The sequence below is a fragment of the Acinetobacter sp. YH12105 genome, assembly GCF_013419095.1.
In the GTDB taxonomy this organism is placed as follows: domain Bacteria; phylum Pseudomonadota; class Gammaproteobacteria; order Pseudomonadales; family Moraxellaceae; genus Acinetobacter; species Acinetobacter pseudolwoffii.
In genome coordinates this window covers 13,186-38,871 of the sequence record NZ_VPAU01000020.1, presented here as the reverse complement: position 1 = coordinate 38,871, position 25,686 = coordinate 13,186, and the positions used below count along the sequence as shown (strand labels likewise).

The following is a 25,686-nucleotide window of genomic DNA, read 5'->3' as shown; positions in this document are numbered from 1 at the left end:
CATCTTCAGCCGATATTCGCTAAGCTGTAAACTCAGACTCGCCTCAGCGAGCGCAGTAAAAATCACGTACAATAGCGCTGTATTTTGAATAAGGAATTGATTACATGCCACCATTTGTCTTGGTCGATGGCTCTTACTTTTTATTTCGTGCCTTTCATGCACTGCCACCATTAACCACGTCAACCGGTTTACATACCAATGCAATTCGTGGTGCGATTTCTGCTATTCAAAAACTGATGCGTCGGATCCAACCGACCCATATGGCGGTGATTTTCGATACGCCAGAACCGACGTTCCGGCATGAGCTTTCACCGATTTATAAAGGTGACCGCCCGAGCATGCCGACGGAATTATCCGAACAGATTCCTTATTTGCATGCCTTGATTCGTGCGCTGGGTATTCCCCTGCATACCTTACCGGGTGCCGAAGCCGATGACATTATCGGAACATTGGCCAAACGTGCCGAAGCCTTGGGACATCAGGTGCTGATTTCGACTGGTGATAAAGATATGGCGCAATTGGTCACAGACAAAGTGACCCTGGAAGACAGCTTCAAAGAAAAACCGCTGGATGTCGATGGCGTGTTTGAAAAGTTTGGCGTCTGGCCAAATCAGATTATTGATTACCTGACCCTGATGGGCGATGCTTCTGATGGCATCATGGGCGTGCCGGGTGTCGGTGCCAAAACCGCGGCAAAACTGCTAACCGAATATGGTTCGATTGGCGGCATTTTAGAAAATGTCGACAAGATCAAAGGCAAAGTTGGTCAAAATATTAAAGAGTATGTGGAGGGCATTGCACTGGACCATCAACTGGCCAGTATTGTGATCGATCTGGATCTTAACTTTGGTTATGACGATTTAAAACTGGGTGAGCCGAATGTCGAGACCTTACGTCATTTGTACACCGAGCTGGAATTTCGTAATCAGCTACAATCCTTAGATCACCCAAACAACCCGAATCATTCAAATTATAAACAGGCGGCAAGATCCATTACCGCCAAACCGGCAACTCTGCCAGACACCAAAGAAGATCATGCTTCTGTGACCAGTGGCGATGATCAGCTAGGTCAAGCAACCTATCATAGTGTGTTAAACCAGCAGGACTGGGACAAGCTGTTTGCGCGCTTAAGTAGCGAAAAACGTTTTGCCTTTGATACTGAAACCACCAGTCTGGATTATCGTATCGCGCAGATTGTCGGCTTCTCGGTCGCCTTTGATGCCAACGATGCTTACTATGTTCCTTTGGCCCATGATTATGAAGGCGCACCGGAACAGCTCAATCGTGAAGTCATCTTGGCACAGATCAAGCCGATTCTGGAAGATGACAGTGTACAGAAAATTGGTCATCATCTGAAATATGATGCGCATGTACTGGAAAACCATGGTATTCATTTGGCAGGCTGGTATTTTGATACCATGCTGGCATCATATGTGCTGAATTCTGTGGCAACCCGTCATGGTATGGATGATGTGGCGCGTCTGTATTTGAGCCATCTGACCACGACCTATGAACAAGTTGCCGGTAAAGGAGCCAAACAGAAAACCTTTAACCAGATTCCGCTGGAAACCGCTGCACATTATGCTGCTGAAGATGCTCATGTCACTTATCGTCTTTATGAAGTTTTGGATGAAAAACTCAAAGTCCATCCTGAATTAAGTCAGCTTTTGCATCGCATTGAAATGCCGGTGGCACGTGTATTAACGAAAATGGAAGAAAATGGCATTCAGTTAGACGTGCATTTCCTTGACCAGCTCAGTGAAGAATTTGCACAAACCATTCAGAATCTGGAAAACCAGATTATTGAATTAGCAGATCAAAGTTTTAATGTCAGCTCACCAAAACAAGTCGGTGAAATTTTGTTTGATAAGCTGGGCCTCAAAGGCGGCAAAAAAACCTCGACTGGCCAATACAGCACCAGTGAAAGTATTTTAGAAAAACTGGATCATCCGATTGCCGCATTGATTTTGGAATATCGTGGCCTGTCTAAACTGAAAAGCACCTATACCGATGGTTTATGCAAACAGGCCAATAATGACAGTGGCCGCGTGCACACCAGTTATCATCAAGCGCTGACTGCAACGGGTCGTCTATCTTCAACAGATCCAAATTTACAAAATATTCCCATTCGCGAAAAAATTGGCCGTCAAATTCGTAAAGCTTTTGTAGCACCGAAAGGTCGTGTGCTGCTCGCTGCCGATTATTCACAAATTGAATTACGCCTCATGGCGCATTTTTCCCAAGACGAAGCCTTGGTACATGCCTTTAATCACGGTCAGGACGTGCATCGTCGTACTGCAGCAGAAGTTTTGGGCATCGCTTTTGAAGAGGTGACAAATGATCAACGTCGCCAAGCCAAAGCCGTGAACTTTGGTCTGCTCTATGGCATGTCTGAATTCGGTCTAACCCGTCAGTTAGGCTTTACTCGTCAAGAGTCACAAGAATACATTAAACAGTATTTCCATCGTTATCCGGGGATTTATGAATATATGCAACGCACCCGTCAGGTGGCACTCGATCAAGGTTTTGTCGAAACCGTTTCTGGTCGTCGTTTATATACACCGGATATTGATGCTCGTAATATGATGGTGCGTAAAGCAGCAGAACGTGCTGCAATTAATGCCCCACTACAGGGTTCGGCTGCAGATATCATTAAAATGGCAATGATTGAAGTCGACAAGATGTTGCCAAAAGATCAGGCCAAAATGCTGTTGCAAGTCCACGATGAACTGGTGTTTGAAGTCGATGAAGCTATTGCCGATGAATTGGCACCGAAACTGGCTGAAGTCATGCAATCGGTATTGCAGATTTCTGTACCGTTGGTGGTTGAAGTCGGTAAAGGTAAAAACTGGGATGAGGCGCATTAATGTGTCTCTAAGCCCCTTCCTCCCTATAGGAGATGAGGCATATATTCGGCAAGGGGATGCAGGTTAGTTTTAATCCCCTCTTCCCTTACGAAGCAATGCTCCCCATCCCAAAGGAAGAGGAACTTTCATTTACTTATTCCTATGCCTTTCTTGAAGTCCATAATTTTGAGTTGGAAGATGTAAGGTAAAGCCCCTCTTTGAAAAAGAGGGGTTTGGGGAGATTTAAATCCTTCCCAACCTCCCTTTAGAAAAAGGAGGCGCAAATAAAAAGGACGCCTCAGCGTCCTTTTTATTTGAATCCAATTAAAGACCGGTCAACAATACAATTGCCACCTGGTTCATGATCATTTCAATGATGATCAAGGTTAAAATAGCAAAAATTGGAGAGAGATCAATCATCCCCATATTTGGCATAATCTTACGGAAAGGTGCCAGCAATGGTTCAGCCAACTCCTGAACCACTTCAATATACGGTGAACGAGACTGAGTAAACATCACCACCCAACTTAAGATAATCGTAGCGAAAATCAAATAACGACAGAAACGGATCAAGTCCTGCATCATGGTGACAAAGGTCAAAATCAGTAAATGCACAGGACCATTCGGCATGCCACCAGAGAGATACATCATGCCGAAAATTTTCAGCAAATACAGTACCACCAATAATGCCAAAGCGGCAGTATTGACACGGCCTTTGGCCAAAGTTGGGAAAATTCGACCAAACACATCTACAATTTTAGTGGCTTTTACAGTCGAAAGAACCACGGGATTGTAGGGGCTGACAGCAGCCAATTGCATTAAAAATCGGAAGAATACGAGCAAAATCGCGACGTTAATGATAATGCCAAAAATTAGCGCAGAATTTGCACCCATACTTGAACGTTCCTAAAAATTAAACTGAAGATTTGCTGCTTTCACTGAGCTCTTGTGCCAGTTCTTGACTGCGTTTTTGTGCAGCAGCAAGTGCGGCCTGAATATTTTGAGAAATCTGGGCGCGATCGAAGACTTCAAGTGCTGCCTGTGTCGTTCCATTTGGAGAGGTCACATTTTTACGCAGCTCGGCTGGGGTGTTCGAACTGGTGATCGCCATTTGTGCCGCACCTAAAGCCGTTTGCAAGGTCAGCGCCGTAGCCACTTTTTCATCCAGCCCTAAATTTTTGCCCGCACGAATCATACTTTCCATCATATAGAAAAAGTAAGCCGGCCCCGAACCCGATACGGCAGTCACCGCATCAATTTGCGCTTCTGAATTCACCCAAATGGTCAAGCCCGTAGAGGCTAAAACCTGACTGGCCAAATCACGGTCACTATTTTCTACATCTTCGTGGGCGTATAGACCATGCGCCCCGGTTTGTACCAAGGCTGGCGTATTCGGCATGACCCGTACAATACGCGCTGTCCCCAATAAGCTTGCCAATGTCGCTATTTCCGCACCGGCAACAATGGAAATAATCAGCTTATCATTGACCAGACCTTTTAAAGGCTGTAACACTTGTGCCAAAACTTGAGGCTTTACCGCAAACACCACAATATCTGCATCCTGAATTGCAGCGCTATTATCATCGGTCACATTGATTTCTTTTTCCGCAAGTAAGGCACGGACTTGTTCGACCGGATCAGAAACTGTAATACGTGTTGTTGGCAAACCACGCGAAATCAGGCCGCCAATTAAGGCTTGGGCCATATTACCGCCACCAATAAAACTAATATTACAATTTAAAGCTGCACTCATGTTTAATGCTCGTTGTTGAGTTCTAAAGTTGAAGAAACCGAAATCGGCAGCCATCCCCCTGCTTCACAATATGCAGATTGGGCCAACCAAAATCCTTTAGGGGTAAACACGCCTAGCATAACATTATCTGTGCTTAATATTTGAATAGTATGCCGAACCCAAGGAAATATTTGCGCTTCCTGAATGGCTTTTTTCAGCGGCCAGGCGCCAACACGACCATAGAGATGGATCTTTTCACCCCCCTGACGCTGCTGCAAGTATAAGGGCTGCTGCAATAATGCTGCGGATAAACCCACCTTTGCAGATTCAATGACATATTTTCCGGACAAGACCTGCACATGATCTTTTAACGCAATTTTCAAGGTTTTTAGGCCAGTTTGAAGCTGTTGCTGCTCGGCCAAATAAACCTCTTCTGTCAAACGATATAGTTGCTGCTGATAGCGTACATAGTAATAATCTTTCCAGTGTAAGGCCGCCTGCGCATCGGGTTTGGCATGAATTACCTCGCGTTGCAGACGCTCGACCATATCTAAAGAGGGGCGATACTGCGCTTCGCCTTTCATCCAGGCGGAGAGTAACTGGCGTTGCCGTGATCTTGACAATTGTAGAAGTTTAGACAAATCAAGTTGCGTATCGGTTCCACACGCCTGTAAATCTTGTTGTAATACTTCTTGCAAAATTTCCTGGGCATCTTGCATCAGTTCACTGGTGCGTACCAGCGCAGACTGCATTTTCGGATAACGTTCACTCAAAACTGGCCACAAGGTCTGGCGTGCCCAGGCCCGGTCATAATGGGTATCAGCATTGCTCGGATCTTCAATATTTTGAATATTTAAGTGTTTTGCCCATTGGCAAATCTGTTCACGGGAAATATCCAGCAGTGGCCGCCAAATGGTGAGATTTTCACGTACATCAACCTGTTTCATGGCCGCCAAACCATCCACGCCAGCACCAGATAATAGGCGCAGCATTAAGGTTTCTGCCTGATCCTGTTGATGATGCGCCAGCACCAGAATTTCATCCGTTTGCAAATGTTGTAAATAAGCCTGATAACGGCAATGACGCGCTTGCTGTTCCAGATTGCCATTTTTGACCTGAACCGGCTGGATGATGCAGGGAATATTCAGTCGCTGGCATCGATCTGCCACGAACTTGCCCCAATCTGCACTAAGAACTTGTAATTGATGATCGACATAAATCGCCCGAACTTTTTCCGGGCATAAAAAAAACATCAGATGCAGTAGCAGCATAGAATCCACGCCGCCACTGCACCCGATGAGAAATTTTGTCTCTGCAGGAAAGCCCTGCAGCTGTTTTAAGAAACCAGACCTAAATTGTCGCTGCCAAACTTCATTAAACGTTGGTAACGTGCTTCGCATCGTGCTTGCGCTTCCATTGGTTGCAGTTCATTCAAAGCTTCTTTCAACACTGCTTTCAAGCTGTTCATGACATGATCCGGATTTAAATGAGCGCCCTCACCTTCATCCACCACATATTCTACAATGCCCATTTTCTGCAATTTTTCTGCAGTCAGCGCCAAGGCTTCACTGGCCTGTTCGGCTTTTTCGGCAGTTTTCCAAAGAATCGATGCACAGCCTTCAGGTGAAATCACTGAATAGATACTGTGAGACAGCATCACCACACGGTCTGCCACACCAATACCCAGTGCGCCACCTGAACCGCCTTCACCGAGTACAGTTGCAATCACCGGTACTTTCAAATTAGAAAGCTGCGCCAGACTGGTGGCAATGGCTTCTGCCTGACCACGTTCTTCTGCACCAACTCCCGGATAAGCACCCATGGTATCAATAAAGGTGAAGACTGGCAGATTAAAACGTTCAGCCATATCTAACAGACGCTGCGCCTTACGATAACCCTCAGGGTTACTCATGCCAAAATTATGCTGTAATTTTTCACGGGTACTACGACCACGATGCTGACCGACGATCATCACCGGTTGACCATCAAAACGAGCCAGACCACCAATCATCGCACCATCATCACCATATAGGCGGTCACCATGTAAAGCATCAAATTCAGTGAATATTTCACCCACATAGTCCAGAAATTGTGGACGTTCCGGATGACGCGCAATCTGCACTGTCGCCCATGCTTTTGATGGAGTCGCTTTATTTTTCATAGGTTAACCGTTTTCATCCCTATAAAGGTATTAATTAACAAACTGTTCGGATTGAATCGAGAGTTCAATCTCCCAATTTTTAAATTGCTGCTGTTCATCATGCAGTTCAGCCACCAGCAATGGCCATTGTCGGGCATCACCAGACACGCTGAGCTGCCATTGTTGCGCATTTTCAACCTTGAGTTCAATGGCAGGAAGCATCTCATCACTACGACTGTGATTGACCAAAACCGACAGACGAAGCAGCAAACATAACCATAAAAGTTTCGATCCACCGACTTTCATCACATCATGCTTGGCATCAACGCGCAATTTGCGGCGATGGTGTGCGACCAAATGTGACAAATGATTTTGGTCGACTTGTGAGAAACCGGCAATATCCGAGTGTTGTAATAAATAGGCACCATGACGATGATAACCACTATGGCTGATCGCCAAACCAATCTCATGCAGATAGGCAGCACGACGTAACAGATCGCTATCCTCTATCGTCAGGCCCAGTTCATGTTCCACGTCATTAAACAGTTTTTGTGCAGTCTGGACCACACGCTCGGCCTGTTTGGCATCGGCATTATAACGACCAATCAGGGCATGTACGGAACGATCACGGATATCTTCATGCTTGAAACGGCCAAGCAAGTCATACATCACGCCTTCACGCAGCGCACCATCCGAATAAACCAGATGATTAATTCCGAGCACATCAAACACAGCATAGAGAATGGCAATCCCAGCCGGCAATACCGCGCGGCGGTCTTCTTTGAGACCTTCGAATTCCATATCCGAGACATATTTATATTTGAGCAGTTTGTCTTTGAGTTTTTCCAGGCCTTCACGGGTGAGCTGTTCTTTGTCATTGCTCCAGCCCATATTGATACAAATCTGACGACAGGCCTTGATCGTGCCACTGGAACCGACCACCGCATCCCAGCCGGCTTCTTTATAGGTATTGGCAATTCCGGAGATTTCTTTACGCGCCGCAGTAACCGCTTTATCAAAAGCTTTGGCACTGATCTCACCATCCTGAAAATAAGCCTTGGTAAAGGCGACACAGCCCATCTGCACCGATTCAGTATGAATCGGCTCGAACTCTTCACCAATAATCAGCTCAGTCGAACCGCCACCGATGTCAACCACCAGACGACGACCACTGTTGGCCATGGTATGCGAAACCCCGAGATAAATCAGACGGGCTTCTTCACGGCCGGCAATAATTTCGATTGGCTTGGGTAGAATTTCTGCAGCTTTTTGAATAAATTCATGCCCATTTTTGGCTTGACGCAAGGCATTGGTCGCCACAATCCGTAAACGATTTGGCTGAACTGCACCTAAACGTCCGACAAAACGTGCCAGACAGGCCAAACCCCGTTGCTGTGCAGCTTCGGTTAAATTTTTATTTTCATCGAGTCCGGCGGCAAGCTGAACTTTTTCTGACATTGATGCCACTTTTTTAACTTCACCATGATCTACACGTGCGATGGCCAAATGAAAGCTATTTGATCCCATATCGATGGCGGCAAGTAATTCTTCATCAATCAAAAAGTCAGACATTCCGGAAATAAACCTTTAACGAATTGTGCTTAGAGTAATTCACATGCATGCAATTTAAAAGCCATTTGTAGCGACAATTTGATGCATGATTCTTTTTATATCGGGAACAATAGTAGGACACGATCATCACTATCGTGATCATCCATTAGACAAAATAACATTAAGCATTGAAAATTTACAGATTCCCCTACATTGTTAAAGATGGCTATGTAATACTAATAATTAGTTATCTTTAAAATATTAATCTGGAGCACATTCCATGTCTGGCAACATCGTAAACACTACTGACGCAAACTTCGAAGCAGACGTTCTTCAATCAGACGTACCTGTACTGGTCGACTTCTGGGCGGGCTGGTGTGCACCATGTAAAGCAATTGCACCCGTACTAGAAGTGCTTGCTGATGAATACCAGGGCAAAGTTAAAATCGTGAAAGTTGACGTAACTTCTTGCGAACAAACTGCCGTAAATTTCAACATCCGTAATATCCCGGCTTTGTTGATGTTCAAAAATGGTGAAGTTGTTGCAACTCAAGTGGGTGCTGCGCCAAAATCTAAACTGACTGCGTTTATTGATGACAATATCTAAGCCCAGCATTTTCAGTAAAAAATACGCGACTGACAATCGCGTATTTTTTTCGGCTATAAATTGACAAAGCCGACATTTTCTCTTATATTTGCTACTCAAGAGATAAAGGATCTTAAATCCTGCCAATTTCTTACAAGACACATTACATAAGATGCCGCTCGGCAATAGAAATTGTTTTTCACATTTTTCTTTGAAACACTCAAACAGATCTCTGAATTGTTCTTTTGCAAATTCAATTGCTTTCGTTTGAATGCTTGTATGCGGCCGAATGTTACTCCCTTTCTAACCTGTACCTCAGAACTTTGATTCTATCTGACCACCTATGAATTTAACCGAACTCAAGAAAAAACCGATTGGCGAACTCATCAAGATTGCCGAGTTTATGGGCCTTGAAGGTATGGCTCGTAACCGTAAGCAAGACATTATTTTTGCCATCTTAAAACGTCATGCAATGAATGGCGAAGAGATTTTTGGTGATGGCGTTCTAGAAATTTTGTCAGATGGTTTTGGCTTTTTACGCTCAGCCGCAGGTTCTTATTTAGCAGGCCCTGACGATATCTATGTCAGTCCTTCTCAAATTCGTCGTTTTAACCTACGTACTGGCGACACCATTACTGGCACTATTCGTCCACCAAAAGAAGGCGAACGTTATTTTGCCTTACTTAAAGTTAATCAGATTAACTACGACACCCCTGAAAATTCACGTAATAAAATCTTATTCGAAAACTTGACCCCATTGTTCCCGACTGAACAGCTGGTGATGGAACTCGGTAATGGTACCACTGAAGATTTAACCACACGTGTGATCGACTTGGTGGCACCGATTGGTAAAGGTCAACGTTCAATCATTGTGGCACCGCCAAAAGCCGGTAAAACCATGTTGCTGCAAAGTATTGCGCAATCGATTGTTCGTAATAACCCAGAAGCTATTCTGATTGTGCTTCTCATTGATGAACGTCCAGAAGAAGTCACCGAAATGGAACGTACCGTTCGCGGTGAAGTGGTTGCGTCGACCTTTGATGAATCACCTGCACGTCATGTTCAAGTCGCTGAAATGGTGATTGAAAAAGCCAAACGTCTGGTTGAGCACAAAAAAGATGTGGTGATTCTACTGGATTCGATTACCCGTCTGGCACGTGCGTATAACACGGTGATTCCTTCATCAGGCAAGGTTTTGACCGGTGGTGTAGATGCGCATGCATTAGAACGTCCTAAACGTTTCTTCGGTGCTGCACGTAATATTGAAGAAGGTGGTTCACTCACCATTATCTCTACTGCCCTGATTGAAACAGGCAGCAAGATGGATGAAGTGATCTACGAAGAATTCAAAGGTACAGGCAACCAGGAAATTACTCTGGATCGCCGTATTGCTGAAAAACGTGTCTTCCCTGCGATGAATATCAAGAAATCTGGTACTCGCCGTGAAGAACGCCTGATGTCAGAAGACAATCTGCGCAAAGTCTGGATTCTGCGTAAGCTGCTGCATACTCAAGATGAATTGGCAGCGATGGAGTTCTTACTGGATCGTATGAAAGAAACCAAGACCAATGATGACTTCTTTGATCAGATGAAACGCAAAGCCTCGAATTAAAATTTCAAATGAAAGGTCACCTAAGCGGTGGCCTTTTTTTAGGTTGACATAAATTACACAATGAAACAATCGAGCCTCATTTATGTAAACTTATTTTTAAGTTTTTGATTAATAAAATAATCAAATTAAAAATTGTATAACTTTTAAAAACTTAACAAGCCTTTCTCCAATCTAAATGTTTCATTCCATTGTTATTTTCTGTTAAAAACTTATGATTTTTTAGCATTTTTCAGTACTTTTTTGAGTCTTGCTAGTAGCAATTAAAAAGGCGCAGTGATAGCATATTTGCAGACCAGTTAGACTGCTCCTGCGTTGTTAGTCCCTAACACAATTAGGAACAATAAAAGCACTTAACAGACTAACTTAGGTTTTTTTTAATCTCAATTTTTAGAGAGTGATGCCATGTTATTCAAAAAAATCGCTATTGCTGCTGCAGTTGCTACTACTCTAGCTTTCGTTGGTTGTGCTAAAAAAGCTGACGACGCTGCTGCTGACGCTAACCAAGCTGCATCTGAAGCTGTAGAAGCTGCTTCTGAAGCTGAAGCTGCTGCTGACGCTGCTGCTGTAGAAGCTACTTCTGAAGTTGCTGCTTCTGAAACTGCTGCTGTTGCTGAAGCTGACGCTGCTGCTGCTGTTGCTGTTGACGCTGCTGCTGACGCTACTGCTGCTTCTGAAGCTGCTGCTCAATAATCTTTTAGATTATTCAGTACAAAAAAAGAGAGCCTTGGGCTCTCTTTTTTTTATTTTAAAAACTGAAATTTAGAAAAATAACAGAATTTAAAAAAGCAGATCAGCTGATCTGCTCATTTCCCACACGTTGACGGAACTTCTGTCCCGCACGGAAGGTCACCACACGGCGTGCAGAAATCGGAATTTCTTCACCCGTTTTAGGATTACGGCCTGGACGTTGACGCTTATCACGCAACTCGAAGTTACCAAAACCCGAAAGTTTTACTTGTTCGCCTGAGATCAGCGCTTGGCTAATCTCATCGAAAAACAACTCAACCATTTGTTTTGCTTCACGACGGTTTAAACTCGTGAGCTCACTTAAATGATCAGCCATTTCTGCTTTAGTTAGTGCTGTCATGAAGCCCTCAATGTCGCTTGGTAAGTGTTTTCTAACACTTGAAGGATATTATCCATACCTGATTTAATTTCAGCATCTTCCAGTGTACGGCTTGGATGCTGCCAGAGAAGTGCAAATGCCAGTGAGCGTTTCCCTTCTTCTACTCCTTGTCCAGTGTACACATCGAATGACCACGTCGAGTTTAAAAGCTCCCCACCTGTTTTTTCGATAAGTCCCTGAATTTCGCTAACATTAATCTTATCACTAATTAAAAGCGCAATATCACGTCGAACCGATGGAAAACGTGATAATTCTGTAAAATTAGATACATAAGTTTGCAAAACAGCCGTTTGATCCAATTCTGCCACCCAAGTCGTTGCCAGATCAAGCTCGTCTTCCAGAGAAGGATGTAGACGCCCTAGGTAACCAATTGATTGACCATTCACGAGAATTTCTGCGGATTGACCTGGGTGTAACCAGCTACGCTCTGAACGTACATATTCTACTTTGACACGGCCGGCAGCCAGAATTTCTTCTACATCACCTTTAAAGTCAAAGAAGTCCATTGCAGCAGGTTTAGCATGCCAAGATTCAACATGACGTGAACCGGTTGCAATCAGCGCAAAGGTTGGAATCTGTTTTAAATCATGAATGCTGCTGGCTTCCTGATAGTCAAAACGTAAACCCAGTTCAAAGAAGCGTACACGGCTTTGCTGACGATTAACATTGTACTGAACACAAGGGATCAGACTAGACAATAAGGTAGAACGCATGACAGCCAAATCACTTGAAATTGGATTTGCTAATGCTAATGGATTCACACCGGAATTAAGTTGCTTTTCAAGCTTCAAGTCAGCGAAGCTAAAACTGATCGCCTCTTGATAGCCTAAAGTCACCGCCGTTTGACGTAATTGACCCAGTTCAAACTGATCCTGGTATTTCGCCAACTTCACATCAATCACAGGCAGACTGATTTGAATGTTGTCATAGCCATGAATACGTGCAACTTCTTCAATCAAGTCCTGATAAATCGCCATATCATAACGATGTGATGGCGGAACTACAGACCATTCGCCTTCTGCTTTTACCGTCACCGTGCAACCAAGGCGTGTCAATGCATCAGTAATAAAGTCGCTTTCAACTTTATAACCTAATAACTGATCGACTTGAGCTTGGTTTAATTCAATCGCATCACGTTTTGGCAAAAGTTCAGCTTTTTCCGCCACGGTGATTGGTCCAAATTCACCGCCAGCCAGCTCAGAAATAAGCTGAGATGCACGGTGCATTGCAATTAATGGCAATTCAAAGTCCACACCACGTTCATAACGTTGTGAGGCATCCGTATGTAAACCAAAGCTACGGGCACGACCGGCAATATGCAGTGGCGCGAAGAATGCTGATTCCAGGAAAATTTCAGTGGTTGCATCGCTGACTGCTGAAGACAAGCCGCCCATAATACCAGCAATGGCTAATGCTTTTTCATCATCTGCAATCACCATCACTTTTTCGTTGAGTTCAACTTCTTGTTCATTGAGCAAAACTAACTTTTCAGCTTCCGTCGCTTGACGTACATGTACCGCACCTTGCACTTTACCACCATCAAATGCATGTAGCGGTTGACCAAGCTCGATTAATACATAGTTGGTAATATCGACCAGAATGCTGTGCTGACGGATACCTGAACGTGCCAATGCACGCTCCATCCATTCAGGCGTTGGTGCTTTGGTATTCACATTCTTGATCACACGACCTAAGTAACGTGGGCAGCCTTCAGTTGACACAACGACTTTCTTTTCGTCGCTAATAGTTGCAGTAACTTCTTTAATTTCAGGCGCAGTCACCGGAAGCTGGTTAATCACACCAATTTCACGTGCGATCCCGCGAATACTGAAACAGTCACCACGGTTTGGTGTAATGCTGATGTCAATCACGTTATCATCAAGATCCAGATATTCACGGATGTTCATACCTACTGGTGCATCTGCAGGCAGCTCTAACAGACCATCGATTTTATCTTCCAAATCGATTTCTGAAGCGCCGCACAGCATGCCTTGTGACTCGATACCACGTAGCTTGCCTTTCTTGATTTTGAAATCGCCCGGAAGTACTGCACCAATGGTCGCAACTGGCGCTTTCATGCCGGCACGTACGTTTGGCGCACCACATACAATTTGCAATGGTTCATCTGAACCGATATTGACAGTGGTCACACGTAAACGGTCAGCATCTGGATGCTGTTCTACAGTCAAAACTTCACCAACGACAACACCAGTAAAGGGTTTCGCTGCAGGAGATAAGTCATCGACTTCCAGACCCAACATAGTCAATTGATCAGAAAGTTTTTCGCTATCGATGGCTGGGTTGACCCATGTGCGTAGCCAATTTTCGCTAATTTTCATTGATATAAAACCTGTAATTCAAATCTCTAGAATCCCCCTCTGACTCCCCCTTTTCTAAGGGGGAGAACCCCATTTATTTCGTGGAGTACCTCTCCTTTCTTAAAGGAGAGGTTAGGAGAGGATTAAATAAAAAGTTTTAAGCAAACTGGCGTAAGAAACGCACATCATTCTGGAAGAACATACGTAAGTCGTTCACACCGTAGCGCAACATCGCAAAACGTTCTACGCCCAGTCCGAAAGCAAAGCCTTTGTATTTCTCAGGGTCAATGCCGGCAGCTTGTAGCACATTTGGATGCACCATACCGCAGCCCAAAACTTCTAACCAGCGACCGCGTTCATCCATGATATCCACTTCAGCACTCGGCTCAGTGAACGGGAAATAAGATGGACGGAAGCGTACTTTCAAATCTTTTTCGAAGAATTCATTCAGCAGGTTAATCAACAAACCTTTCAGTTCTGCGAAGCTGGTATTTTCAGCCACATACAAACCTTCGATCTGATGGAACATTGGCGAATGGGTTTGATCCGAGTCACAACGATAGACACGACCCGGACACACGATCTGGATCGGTGGCTGTTGTGTTTCCATCGTGCGGATCTGTACACCAGACGTATGCGTACGTAGCAAATGATTTACATCGAAGTAAAAGGTGTCATGCATGGCACGCGCCGGGTGATGCCCCGGAATATTCAGCGCTTCAAAGTTATGATAGTCATCTTCAACTTCAGGACCAGTCGCTACCGTAAAACCGGCTTTGGTAAAGAACTGACAAATACGCTCTTGTACCTGGGTCACAGGGTGGATACTGCCCACCTGTTGACCACGACCGGGCAAGGTAATATCAATGGTTTCGCTTGCCAGTTTTTGTTCTAAGGCAGCTTTATGCAGTTCTGCCTGACGTGATGTCAATGCAGCGGTAATGGTTTCACGTACAGCATGGATTTGTGCGCCGAAGACTTTACGTTGTTCAGGATCCATTTTACCAAGCGACTTAGATTGTTCCGCGAGCTGGCTTTTTTTCCCCGTAAATTGCACTCGTACTTGATCAAGTGCAGCAAGGTCTTCTGCTGCTGCAATCGCAGCGAGCGCTTCAGTGGTCAGGGCTTCCAGTGACATAGTAACTCTCAAAGCAACAGGTTAAAAAATATTTTAAAAACCCCACATTCTAACAGTTTTTAGACACTTTGATGAAGATGCGTTTTAAGGAAAATTAGATTGGCATGATTAAATATAAAAAGTATAAGATAAACACAATATCAATCAGATCAAATCACTATGGCACTCGATCAAATTTGGAAACAGCAACTGACCCTGGTCACTTATGGCAATGAATATTTGTCTCAGGGCCTGAGTTTCAATCGTTGGATTCAACATGCCATTTTTAATCAGCATCAGTTTGCCTTTCGGGATCTGATGTCACAACATCTGCTGGCTCAGCATTTTCAAATCTGGCTGGAAGGCCTGAAAAAACAAGGGGTACGTCGACTGAGCTTGCATCGCTCTGATTTACTGATTGATGAAAAAAATCCGAATGCCAATGTCGAGCTATTACCACTGGCACATTTTATTGTCAGTCATGGTGCCAAAACCAAAACTGCCTGGATCATCGGCAAAGAACTGCCTGAATGGTACAGCGCAGACAATGATTACGAAGCGCCTAAATCGCAGCAGTCCCCTTTACGTCATGAAACATTCTGGTGTTATGAGCTGAATCCCAAACTGGCCAAGCGTATTGACACAGATCTGGAAGCACCGAACTGGGACGATATCCAGGCTTATACCAATTATGAGTTATTTGAAAGCAGCCTAGCTCAAGATTTTATAGAACCGGCGTATACCAATCTTCCATACTACGGCACGATACCTGCAATTCAGGCAGATACAGAAAGTCATTTGGCCCTGATTCCAACCGACTATTCAGCTGATTATGCCCATCAGACTTTATACCGGCTAGATGCCTTAAATGAGTTTATTCAAACTAAAATTCAACATCCCTATACGTCAGATGGTGAAGTCCTGAGCCCAGATCAGCAGCTCAATTTACGCCACTTTTCACAAAAAATTGATGATTTAAGTGCCAAATTCATCAGCAAAGTTGCCAACCACTATAAAACTGCACAGCTCACCCCAAAAGTTGCGCCTGACCCATTTGTGGGTATGAGTACCGAACACCGTTCGCCCAAAATATCTAAAGCGGAAAAACCTCAAGATCCAGGTAAAGCCAGTTCTTCTGCAAATGTAGTGACCTTAATTGTGATTACCGTGATTATCTGTCTGATTGGTTACTATTTCGGGCTTTAAAAGAATTTTAAGAAGCTATTTTTTTAGCAGCTTTTTTAAACACAAGAAATTTAAAAAAATTAATGGACAAAGTCAAAATTGGTTGACTTTTTCTATAATCAGAAATAATTTGGTTGACGTTTTTATAAAAATGAAATAAATTAAAAATTCGCTACTTAGGATTTCCACATTACATTAAGTAAAGGATACGTTATTTATGGTCAAATACCCCCACCCTTCAACATTTGATAAAGAGTTAACAGATGACAAGTTAACTTATATTGCAAAATTAATGCTTCAGTGTTTCGATAAAAGTTTTCGAGACACCCGTGATATTGATGATGACAATTATACCTTTGGTACTGTTTTCTTTAAGAGAACTCATAATTGTTTGAAAAGAGAATTCCTCAATGATTCTTGTCCTTACAAATTTGAAATAGTTGATAAAACGAATAAATTTATTTTCAAAGTAGGACAAACACCTTGTCGTTTTTTTGAGGAAAAGAATTATTTTTATCCAACCAAGAAAGGTGCATTTGTCTTAACAGAACAATTAAGCCTTTTCAATGAAGTTGGCTTACCTTGCTATTCCAATTTCTTACTCATGTATTCAATTGATGAAGATGGATTCCCATTAGCCACTGTCCGTTTTGTCAGCTATGACATTAACGAAAATATAGTCGCTTTCTGGGAATATAATTCATCTAGCTTTGCTCCTTCAATTCAAACAAATGATTTGTTTACCCCTGATAGTAATGGCAAAAAACGCACTAGAAATCTATCTAGTAAACGTAATAAAGCTAACAAATCACAAGAGAATTGAATCAATTATTAGGTTCCACAATGTTTAATTCCTTTAATGGATTAGAACTAAAACTGCTGCGTTTATTTAATGAGTTATCACTTGAAGACGTAGCAGCTAAAGTTCAAAAGTCAAAACAATATATACATAAACTCGAAACAGGTCTTAGTTATCCTACTGAGGAACTGTTAAATGAGTTATGTGATATTTTTAATGTAAAGAAAGATTTTTTCTATCAAGTACATTCTCCTTTACAAGAAGACCAAATCCATTTTCGTAGTCTTAGATCATCACGACAGTTTGCAAAACAAGTCGTTATTTCTAGAGCAGAACAATTAAATCGGTTAATTAGATATATTGAACATCATGTGGATTTGCCCGAATATTTAATTAATTCTATTGAAATTGATCATAATCAATTAACAGGTGAGCAAATTGAGAAAATTGCAGAGGAATTTAGAAAACAATTTGATTTAAATTTAGCTCCCATCGAAAATTTAACGGAGTTCTGTGAAGATATTGGCATTGTTATAACTGATTTTGACTCTATTTCAAGTGAAGTTGATGCTTTATCATTGATTTGTCAAAGACCTATTATTGTTCGAAACACTAGTAAAAAAAGTGCCTGCAGACAAAGATTTGATATTGCACATGAGATAGGTCATATGGTACTTCATAATGGAGTTACTACTGGCGACAACCTAACTGAGTCTCAAGCGCATAGATTTTCTAGTGCACTACTATTACCTCAATCCATGCTAAGAACAAATTTTCCAATCTTATTTAAAGGTGGAAGGTTTGATTGGAATAAAATGAGTGAATTCAAAAGAATTTGGGGAATTAGTAAAGCAGCTATTCTATATAGAGCAAAGCAACTTAATCTAATTGATGACAATCAATATAAAACTGGTGCTATCCACCTAAGAGTCAATGGCGAGGCAAGACAGGAATCGGAGGATATTAGTATGCCTATCGAAACTCCTACTCTTCTTCAAGAAGCTTTAAATATTATATTAGATGATGGTATTTCTGCTGAAGAAATTTCCAATGAGTTAAATATTTCTATTTCTATGCTCGAAAAGCTTACCAATATGAAATTTCATACTCAGGAAAGGAAACTTAAAATTATCTAAAAAAAAGACCGCTAAAAGCGGTCTTTTTCAAGTCATAAAGACTTATGCAGCCAATGCATCTTTAGCTTTAGAAGCTAAAGCAGCAAACGCAACTGCGTCATGCATAGCGATGTCAGCAAGTACGCGACGGTCGATAATCACTTGAGCTTTTTTCAAGCCAGCGATCATACGGCTGTACGACAAACCATTTTGACGAGCACCAGCGTTGATACGTGCAATCCACAAAGCGCGGAATTGACGTTTCTTCTGACGACGGTCACGGTAAGCATATTGACCAGCTTTGATTACCGCCTGGAACGCTACGCGGTAAACGCGTGAACGAGCACCATAGTAACCTTTAGCGCGAGCAAGAATTTTTTTGTGACGGCGATGAGCCTGTACACCACGTTTTACACGAGCCATTTATAATCTCCTTAGATGTACGGGCACATACGACGAACTGAAGCAACGTCACTTACGTGAACCATTACACAGCCGCGCAATTGACGAATACGCTTAGCAGATTTTTTGGTCAAAATGTGGCGTTTGAACGCTTGTTTACGCTTAAAACCGTTAGCAGTCGCTTTAAAGCGTTTAGCTGCACCACGGCGAGTTTTCATCTTAGGCATAACAACCTCTTTTGAACACCTGTTCGGCTCGTTTGCACCATTACAAAACGACCTGCAGGTAAGGGAGCGAGTATTCTAAAGCATCTTTGTTTAAAACAAAAGCATCTTCATCCAATAAGCGAATTTAAACAGGATGGTTTTATGATTTCACTTTAAAAATAGTGCGCAAAACAGAATCAGAAAAATCGCTTCAGGTTTAGAACAGGGCAAAAGCCGCATAAATAAACAGATAACGTCCAATTTTCGCCAGGCTGACAATGAGCAAAAATCGGGCAAAGTTTTCTTTCAGTAGTCCTGCAATTAAAGTAATGGGATCTCCAATAATAGGCACCCAGCTCAGCAGCAAAGACCAATAGCCATATTTCTGATATATCATTTGTGCCTTGAGCATCTTGTCTTCTGACACCGGAAACCATTTTTTATTTTTATAATGCTCGATTTTGAGCCCCAGATACCAGTTGACACAGGAACCCAGAATATTCCCCAGACTGGCCACCGCAATTAACAGTGCCACACTATGGCTTGCCTGTACCAAAAGACCAAGCAGCACAGCTTCAGACTGTAAAGGCAGTAATGTCGCTGCACCGAAGGCTGATAGAAAGAGCAGAAACAGGCTCATGCCAGTATTAACGGCTTAAACGCAGTTTTTTCTTGGCTTTGCTATATTCCCAGCTGGACCACAGTACTGCTGCCACCATTGCCATGATCCGTCCCCATTTATACTGCTGGGTAATGGGTTCAATCGCTGCACGCAAAATCTGCTGATCTTTGGTATTGAGAGCAGCAATTACCTGATCGATATGTACAATTTCAGCAATATAAAGTACTAAACATGCAGCAATACCGAAGAGAATACTCCAGTAAATTCGGGTATTGCTTTCAACAATCTTGGTAAAATTCAGAAGAAAATCGTTCATATATCCATCCAATAAAAAACCACCTTAAGGGTGGCTTTATTTATTTAAGGCTATTTTAGCATAAAGGCTGCAGCTTAACTGACCTGTATAGCAAGCGCTTTCTGAACTGCAGGACGTGCATTCAAGCGATCGATATATTTAGCCACTTCAGGATAATCTGCCAGATTAATCTGCTGCCAGTTGTGTCGCAACAACCACGGGAATATCGCCATATCGGCAATCGAGTATTCACCAGCCACATAATCCTGCCCGACCAGCTGCTTGTTTAACACGCCATACAGACGTTTGCTTTCATTGACATAACGCTCGGTGGCATAGGCGATACGTTCAGGCGCAAAACGGCTAAAGTGATGATTTTGCCCAAGCATCGGGCCTAGTCCACCCATTTGCCACATCAGCCATTGTTCTACCTGAATACGTTTGATTTCATCTGTCGGATAGAACATGCCGGTTTTACGACCTAAATACTGCAAAATCGCACCCGATTCAAAGATTGAAATCGGCTGGCCATCTGGCCCTTCCTGATCGACAATCGCCGGAATTTTATTGTTAGGAGAAATAGCCAGAAAGTCAGACTGGAACTGGTCATTTTCCAGAATATTAATCGGAAAAATTTGATACTTCAGCCCCATTTCTTCCAAAGCAATGCTAATTTTATGGCCATTGGGGGTGCCCCAATAATATAAATCGATCATTTTTTTAATACTCCCTGCACTTTATCTATGCCATGATGCATTCAACATAGAGGATTCAGCCAGAAACAACAAGTCTGTATTTTAAAAATATTTTTATATAAATATCATTATCTTAATAAAAATTCATGTATTTTTTTATTTTTTATCTTGAAAATTTTTACAGCAGACACATATTTATTTGTGCATAAGGATTGCGTCAATCTTATGTACTGTCGATGTCTGACATGACAGATCTTATTTTCTTGTTTTTATAACTTTGCTTAATCGAGAAGGTTCTAATCATGAGCAACTTAAATCTTCATCCTCTGTTTCGTCGTAGTATCGGTTTTGATCGCTTGAATGACTTTATTGACTATGCCATGCAAAGTGATGCGCCGAATTATCCCCCGTATAATATCGAAAAGCATGGCGAAAATAATTATCGGATTGTGGTCGCAACTGCGGGTTTCCGTCAGGAAGAACTCGACATTCGTCTGGAAAATAAGTTACTGACCATTTTAGGTAAGCCTGAAAACCAGAGCAATGACCATACCGAATTCTTGCACAAAGGCATTGCACGACGTACATTTAAATTGTCTTTGCGTCTGGATGAATATATTGAAGTACAACAGGCAGATTATGAAAATGGTCTATTGATCATTGACTTGCAACGTATCATTCCAGAAGAGAAATTGCCGCGCCAAATTCCGATTGGCAATAAACTGCTGATCGAAAATGATGAAAAATCAGTTGAATAAGCTAGATTTGACTTAAAAGAAGGGCCCAAAAGGGCCTTTCTTTTTGACTCCAGATTCTCTAAGCTCATTAAAATAATACGCTTTATGATCATAAAAATAAGCTATGAACGCGTCAGAAAAAATCCTGTTTCATCAGAGTAGTCCGATCATGCGTGCTATTGGATATTTACTACTCTGTTATCCGGTTGGCATATTCAGCATTTTTTATTTAAGCAGTCTGCGTAGCAATTCCAGCTTTCTGCAAGGATTGTTATTTTTATGGCAGGAGTCGCCTGGCTTTTATGTTTATATCGGCGGCTTTCTTGGTCTTTCGCTGCTCATGCTGGGAACCAAACTAAAAATAACGTCTCAGGCAATTTATTATACTTTGGCCGGTTTCCGGATCAGCCTCTGCTTAAAACGACACTCGGTACACTATAGCTTTCTGAATCCTCGATACGATTCTCTCAAAGCCCATCTCAAGCGCTGGCTGAGTAGAACTCCAGCGCATGTCATCAGTCAACGCGATGGCACGCTAGATTTTAGATTATGCCAGCCTGGTCTGATCAACCAAATCTGTCTCGGGTTTTTCCGGATTCAATTGTCAATGTTTTCCCGGCAACAGGCTCAACAGATTATGCAGGCCATACAAACTGCTTGGAATTTTAGGGCATAAAAAAAGCCCTGCATCTGCAGGGCTTTGTTCGCTTCATGAGTGCTTACTTTTTCTTTTTAGGACCAAGCAGCATACCCATTTGACGGCCTTCCATTTTCGGCATCTGTTCAACAGTACCGAATTCAGCCACGTCAGCTTCAATTTTTTGCAATTGAGCCAGACCCAACTGTTGGTGCGCCATTTCACGGCCACGGAAACGAAGGGTGATTTTCACCTTGTTACCTTCTTCAAGGAACTTGATGATTGCACGTAGTTTTACGTTGTAATCACCAACATCAGTACCCGGGCGTAGCTTGATTTCTTTCACCTGGACTTGATGTTGTTTTTTCTTCGCTTCTTTCTGCTTTTGCTTAAGATCAAACAAATGCTTGTTGAAGTCCATGATCTTACATACTGGTGGCTCAGCATTGGCTACGATCTCGACAAGATCAAGTTCCACACTTTCTGCTGCGCGCAGGGCTTCAGCTAAGCTTACAATCCCTTTTTGCTCACCATTTTCGTCTACAAGACGGACTTCTTTCGCACGAATTTCATCATTCAAGGCAGGACGGTTTGATTTGTTACCGCCCTGTTGATTACGGTCAGGCTGTTTAATCGCTGTTACTCCACAATGTACCGGCCGCGTTCGGCAACGGCTGCTTTTACTAGGTCAACGAAAGCATCGATTGACATAGTACCCAAATTTTTTCCTGAGCGGGTACGGACGTTTACTGTACCTTCTTCAACTTCCCGGTCCCCAAGTACCAGTAAGTAAGGAATACGCTCTAAAGTACGTTCACGAATCTTAAAGCCGATTTTCTCATTTCTCAAGTCAGAAATTGCACGAATACCGTTTTCTTTAAGTTTTGCGACAACTGACTCACATGCTTCTGCCTGAGAATCGGTAATATTCATCACACACGCTTGCATCGGCGCCAACCAAGGTGGCATGAAGCCTGCGTAGTGTTCAATCAGTATACCAATAAAACGCTCAAAACTGCCAAGAATTGCACGATGTAACATTACTGGCTGATCGCGGTCGTTATCTTCTGTGACATAAGACGCATCTAAACGTTCTGGCAAGTTAAAGTCACACTGAATGGTACCACACTGCCAGACACGACCCAGACAGTCTTTCAGAGAGAATTCAATCTTCGGACCATAGAATGCACCCTCGCCCGGCTGAAGCTCCCATTCAAGACCCGCAGCATCTAAAGCATCTGCTAAAGATTTTTCAGCCATATCCCAAAGTTTGTCATCACCGACACGCTTTTCAGGACGTGTTGATAATTTCATTTGTACTTCTTCGAAGCCAAAATCTTTGTATACGTCGAGTGTCAATTTGATAAAGTCTGCAACTTCAGGCCCAATCTGTTCTTTGGTACAGAAGATATGCGCATCATCTTGGGTAAAGCCACGTACACGCATAATGCCGTGTAAAGAACCTGATGGCTCGTTACGGTGACATGAACCAAATTCTGCCAGACGTACCGGAAGATCACGGTATGATTTTAAACCCTGGTTGAACACTTGTACGTGACAAGGACAGTTCATTGGTTTAACCGCGTAGTTACGGTTTTCAGAATGCGTGGTGAACATGTTGTCTGCATAGTTGGCAGCATGTCCTGATTTTTCCCACAGCGTGAAATCAACCACTTGCGGGGTACGGATTTCTTCATAGCCGTTGTCTTGCTGAACTTTACGCATGTATTGTTCAAGTACCTGGTAAATGGTCCAGCCGTTCGGATGCCAGAACACCATACCCGGTGCTTCTTCTTGCATATGGAACAAGTCTAGCGCTTTACCAATTTTACGGTGATCGCGTTTTTCTGCTTCTTCAATACGTTTTACATAAGCTGCAAGCTGTTTCTTGTCTGCCCACGCTGTACCATAAATACGTTGTAATTGTTCGTTTTTCGCATCACCGCGCCAGTAAGCGCCCGAGATTTTAGTCAGCTTGAACGATTTTAAGAATTTGGTATTTGGAACGTGCGGACCACGGCACATATCCAAGTAATCTTGATGGTAGTACAAGCCCATTTGTGTTTCTTCAGGCATGTCGTTGATCAAGCGTAATTTGTATTCTTCGCCACGCGCTGTAAATTCTGCAATCACTTCGTCACGCGGGGTCATTTTTTTCACAACATCATAGTCTTGATCGATGAGCTTTTTCATACGCTCTTCGATGGCTGCCATGTCGTCTAATGTGAATGGACGTGGCATCCAGATGTCATAGTAGAAACCTTCTTCAATGACCGGACCAATGACCATCTTTGCTTCTGGGAACAGTTGCTTAACCGCATGACCCACCAAATGCGCGCAAGAGTGACGAATAATTTCGACACCGGCTTCGTCTTTAGGCGTAATAATTTGTAAGGTTGCATCTTCAGTGATGAGATCAGACGCATCCACTAAACGGTCATTTACACGACCAGCAACGGTATTTTTTGCAAGACCAGGACCAATGCTGAGTGCAACGTCCATCACAGATACGGCTTGATCAAACTGTTTTTGATCGCCATTTGGCAAAGTGATAATTGGCATAAGAAATCCTTAAGGAGTGATGCCCCGTACCATGGAGCATGTCACCGCGAGATTATGATCGAGGAAAACCTCAAAAGATAAAAACGGTGGATAAATAAAATCGATTCGAATTTTACACGGCTTGGCCGCATGATTAAACCTTTTCCCCAATAAAAATCAGATTTACCCCCAAATCTTTCCCTGATCTTTAAAGACTTAGGCTCATCTCTTAATTCAAAATGTGGTTATTCCCGGAAAGTCTGCCACTCAATAAATGTTCTCTCACGATAAACATAGAGCTGGGCAAATTGCGGAATGATGGCTTCACTTTGTGTCGGCCTTAAAAACACATAATCATCGACATGAATATTGCATTGCCTAGGTACCTGAAGCATTTCCTGATTACTACTGCGACCATACAACAGATGCGGCCGGCTTTTTTCAGGATAAATATAATCTGCCTGCCAATAGCCACCATAGATAAACAGTGCTTTATGCCGATGCGGCAAATGATTCAGCATTTCCAGACCCGGAATCTGGCTATAAGACAATACCTTTAAAATCGGTGTGGCAATCCAGAGCGCACATTTTAAAGCGGATAAATTGTCCAGATCGAAGTCACTGGGTTTGAGCAGCATCGAGCCAAAAGCCAGATCATTACAGACACTCTGCTGGCAATGCTGCATAAAGGTCGGACTGCCACCACCGTTAGAACACAAATCTGCCCGCCATAAATCTGGGAATTGCTGCTGAATAGTATTTTTATATTGTTGATAAATCTGCTGCGATTGCTGATAACTTTTTTCGGGGCTTTTCAAAATATTCGGCAATTTGGCGACATGTGCATCATAGCCCATCAACCCCGAAAGCCTGAGAGCGTCGGGATATTGCTGAATGAGTTTGAGTAAGGCTATTAACTGTTGCTGACTACTCACCCCACCACGATGTAAGCCGACATCAATTTCAATATTGATATTTAACTGAAGATTAGATTCTTGAGCGAATTGCAGATATTGCTTCAAGCGCTTTATGTCATCGATCAGCCATTGAATATTGCTTTGATCATTTGCTTTATTTTGTTCAGGAACGTTTTGATAAAAACCTTGTACCGCATGAATTGGCATCGGTTTACCCAGCAAGATATCAGCCTGTTCAAATGCTCTCATCATTTCTAAAAGATGGGGTAAATGAAATACCATAAATCGTCGGGTATTCAGCTTTTCACTGGCCAGTTTGAGTAGCGGGATACTGGCTAGAGACTTCACCACCAGACGCGGCTTGAGCTGCGCAGGGATTTTTGCCTGTACAATCTCCAGATTCTGCTGATATTGAGCCAGATCCAGAATCAGTTGCGGTGTACCAGTTCCCTGCTGCTGCAAATCTTGGGTCAGTTGCTGAAAATACTTCGATTGCATAATTCGCTC

At 42.9% G+C, this 25,686-nt stretch carries 25 protein-coding genes; 9 read left to right on the top strand and 16 right to left on the bottom strand.

The annotated features are described in order from the left end of the window. Positions 1-104 precede the first annotated feature (104 nt). Positions 105-2,867 (top strand): DNA polymerase I, encoded by a 2,763-nt coding sequence (gene polA / locus FTU44_RS13030; protein WP_180051043.1) that lies wholly within the window; start codon positions 105-107, stop codon positions 2,865-2,867. A gap of 303 nt (positions 2,868-3,170) precedes the next feature. On the opposite strand, the gene FTU44_RS13025 is transcribed toward polA, so the two are convergent. From FTU44_RS13025 to ppx, 5 genes are read right to left on the bottom strand one after another with little or no spacing between them, the layout of a single operon-like run. Continuing rightward, positions 3,171-3,740: a YggT family protein gene (locus FTU44_RS13025; RefSeq protein ID WP_005095820.1), complete on the bottom strand. Its 570-nt coding sequence runs from the start codon at positions 3,738-3,740 to the stop codon at positions 3,171-3,173. Between the two features lie 19 nt (positions 3,741-3,759). Further along, positions 3,760-4,599: a pyrroline-5-carboxylate reductase gene (gene proC, locus FTU44_RS13020; protein WP_005095818.1), complete on the bottom strand. Its 840-nt coding sequence runs from the start codon at positions 4,597-4,599 to the stop codon at positions 3,760-3,762. Between the two features lie 2 nt (positions 4,600-4,601). After that, a complete protein-coding gene (gene tilS / locus FTU44_RS13015) occupies positions 4,602-5,978 on the bottom strand; it encodes a tRNA lysidine(34) synthetase TilS (protein WP_180051040.1) in 1,377 nt (458 codons plus the stop codon). Continuing rightward, positions 5,915-6,739: an acetyl-CoA carboxylase carboxyltransferase subunit alpha gene (locus FTU44_RS13010; protein ID WP_005095813.1), complete on the bottom strand. Its 825-nt coding sequence runs from the start codon at positions 6,737-6,739 to the stop codon at positions 5,915-5,917. Before FTU44_RS13010 ends, tilS begins: the two co-directional genes overlap by 64 nt. Positions 6,740-6,769: 30 nt before the next feature. Beyond that, positions 6,770-8,290, bottom strand: coding sequence for an exopolyphosphatase (ppx, locus tag FTU44_RS13005; RefSeq protein WP_074384073.1), 1,521 nt, complete (start codon positions 8,288-8,290; stop codon positions 6,770-6,772). A gap of 259 nt (positions 8,291-8,549) precedes the next feature. Between ppx and trxA the strand changes: the two genes are divergently transcribed. The 3 genes from trxA (at position 8,550) to FTU44_RS12990 (ending at position 11,157) form a co-directional block, all read left to right on the top strand. After that, the gene (gene trxA / locus FTU44_RS13000; RefSeq protein WP_004278266.1) at positions 8,550-8,876 is read left to right on the top strand and encodes a thioredoxin; all 327 of its coding nucleotides are present in this window, start codon (positions 8,550-8,552) and stop codon (positions 8,874-8,876) included. A gap of 322 nt (positions 8,877-9,198) precedes the next feature. Continuing rightward, positions 9,199-10,467, top strand: coding sequence for a transcription termination factor Rho (gene rho, locus FTU44_RS12995; protein WP_005095808.1), 1,269 nt, complete (start codon positions 9,199-9,201; stop codon positions 10,465-10,467). 402 nt (positions 10,468-10,869) lie between these two features. After that, a complete protein-coding gene (locus FTU44_RS12990) occupies positions 10,870-11,157 on the top strand; it encodes a hypothetical protein (protein WP_004647530.1) in 288 nt (95 codons plus the stop codon). Positions 11,158-11,257: 100 nt separating this feature from the next. Here FTU44_RS12990 and FTU44_RS12985 read toward each other — a convergent pair whose 3' ends face one another. The 3 genes from FTU44_RS12985 to pheS form a co-directional block, all read right to left on the bottom strand. Beyond that, complete coding sequence (locus tag FTU44_RS12985) at positions 11,258-11,554, bottom strand: integration host factor subunit alpha (RefSeq protein ID WP_180051037.1); 297 nt, start codon at positions 11,552-11,554, stop codon at positions 11,258-11,260. Then, a complete protein-coding gene (gene pheT / locus FTU44_RS12980; RefSeq protein ID WP_180051034.1) occupies positions 11,551-13,932 on the bottom strand; it encodes a phenylalanine--tRNA ligase subunit beta in 2,382 nt (793 codons plus the stop codon). Before pheT ends, FTU44_RS12985 begins: the two co-directional genes overlap by 4 nt. A 136-nt stretch (positions 13,933-14,068) precedes the next feature. Then, positions 14,069-15,049, bottom strand: coding sequence for a phenylalanine--tRNA ligase subunit alpha (pheS, locus tag FTU44_RS12975; RefSeq protein WP_180051031.1), 981 nt, complete (start codon positions 15,047-15,049; stop codon positions 14,069-14,071). Between the two features lie 159 nt (positions 15,050-15,208). Here pheS and FTU44_RS12970 point away from each other — a divergent pair, with 159 nt between their 5' ends. From FTU44_RS12970 to FTU44_RS12960, 3 genes are all read left to right on the top strand, one after another. Further along, a complete protein-coding gene (locus tag FTU44_RS12970) occupies positions 15,209-16,234 on the top strand; it encodes a hypothetical protein (protein ID WP_180051028.1) in 1,026 nt (341 codons plus the stop codon). A 196-nt stretch (positions 16,235-16,430) separates the two neighbouring features. Beyond that, complete coding sequence (locus FTU44_RS12965) at positions 16,431-17,036, top strand: hypothetical protein (RefSeq protein WP_005246034.1); 606 nt, start codon at positions 16,431-16,433, stop codon at positions 17,034-17,036. 20 nt (positions 17,037-17,056) lie between these two features. Further along, complete coding sequence (locus FTU44_RS12960; protein WP_180051026.1) at positions 17,057-18,148, top strand: ImmA/IrrE family metallo-endopeptidase; 1,092 nt, start codon at positions 17,057-17,059, stop codon at positions 18,146-18,148. A gap of 42 nt (positions 18,149-18,190) precedes the next feature. Here the strand turns inward: FTU44_RS12960 and rplT are convergent, their stop codons facing one another. The 5 genes from rplT to FTU44_RS12935 form a co-directional block, all read right to left on the bottom strand. Then, positions 18,191-18,550, bottom strand: coding sequence for a 50S ribosomal protein L20 (gene rplT, locus FTU44_RS12955; protein ID WP_004647525.1), 360 nt, complete (start codon positions 18,548-18,550; stop codon positions 18,191-18,193). 11 nt (positions 18,551-18,561) lie between these two features. Then, entirely contained in the window at positions 18,562-18,756 is a 195-nt protein-coding gene (gene rpmI / locus FTU44_RS12950) for a 50S ribosomal protein L35 (RefSeq protein ID WP_004278281.1), read from the bottom strand. 196 nt (positions 18,757-18,952) lie between these two features. Then, the gene (locus FTU44_RS12945; protein ID WP_005095796.1) at positions 18,953-19,375 is read right to left on the bottom strand and encodes a YqaA family protein; all 423 of its coding nucleotides are present in this window, start codon (positions 19,373-19,375) and stop codon (positions 18,953-18,955) included. Positions 19,376-19,382: 7 nt separating this feature from the next. After that, positions 19,383-19,673 carry a hypothetical protein gene (locus FTU44_RS12940; RefSeq protein ID WP_100329202.1) on the bottom strand — a complete coding sequence of 97 codons (291 nt, stop codon included), beginning with the start codon at positions 19,671-19,673 and terminating at the stop codon, positions 19,383-19,385. A gap of 74 nt (positions 19,674-19,747) precedes the next feature. Further along, entirely contained in the window at positions 19,748-20,368 is a 621-nt protein-coding gene (locus tag FTU44_RS12935) for a glutathione binding-like protein (RefSeq protein ID WP_180051023.1), read from the bottom strand. Positions 20,369-20,649: 281 nt separating this feature from the next. On the opposite strand from FTU44_RS12935, the gene FTU44_RS12930 reads away from it, so the two are divergent. Then, entirely contained in the window at positions 20,650-21,105 is a 456-nt protein-coding gene (locus tag FTU44_RS12930) for an Hsp20 family protein (RefSeq protein ID WP_005095791.1), read from the top strand. A 103-nt stretch (positions 21,106-21,208) separates the two neighbouring features. Continuing rightward, positions 21,209-21,760, top strand: coding sequence for a hypothetical protein (locus FTU44_RS12925; protein WP_180051020.1), 552 nt, complete (start codon positions 21,209-21,211; stop codon positions 21,758-21,760). Between the two features lie 43 nt (positions 21,761-21,803). Here FTU44_RS12925 and infC read toward each other — a convergent pair whose 3' ends face one another. The 3 genes from infC to FTU44_RS12910 all read right to left on the bottom strand — a co-directional run bounded on the left by infC (position 21,804) and on the right by FTU44_RS12910 (position 25,677). Next, entirely contained in the window at positions 21,804-22,301 is a 498-nt protein-coding gene (gene infC / locus FTU44_RS12920; RefSeq protein WP_004647518.1) for a translation initiation factor IF-3, read from the bottom strand. A 59-nt stretch (positions 22,302-22,360) separates the two neighbouring features. Continuing rightward, entirely contained in the window at positions 22,361-24,283 is a 1,923-nt protein-coding gene (thrS, locus tag FTU44_RS12915) for a threonine--tRNA ligase (protein WP_005095787.1), read from the bottom strand. 224 nt (positions 24,284-24,507) lie between these two features. Further along, positions 24,508-25,677: an alanine racemase gene (locus FTU44_RS12910; RefSeq protein WP_180051017.1), complete on the bottom strand. Its 1,170-nt coding sequence runs from the start codon at positions 25,675-25,677 to the stop codon at positions 24,508-24,510. Positions 25,678-25,686 lie beyond the last annotated feature (9 nt).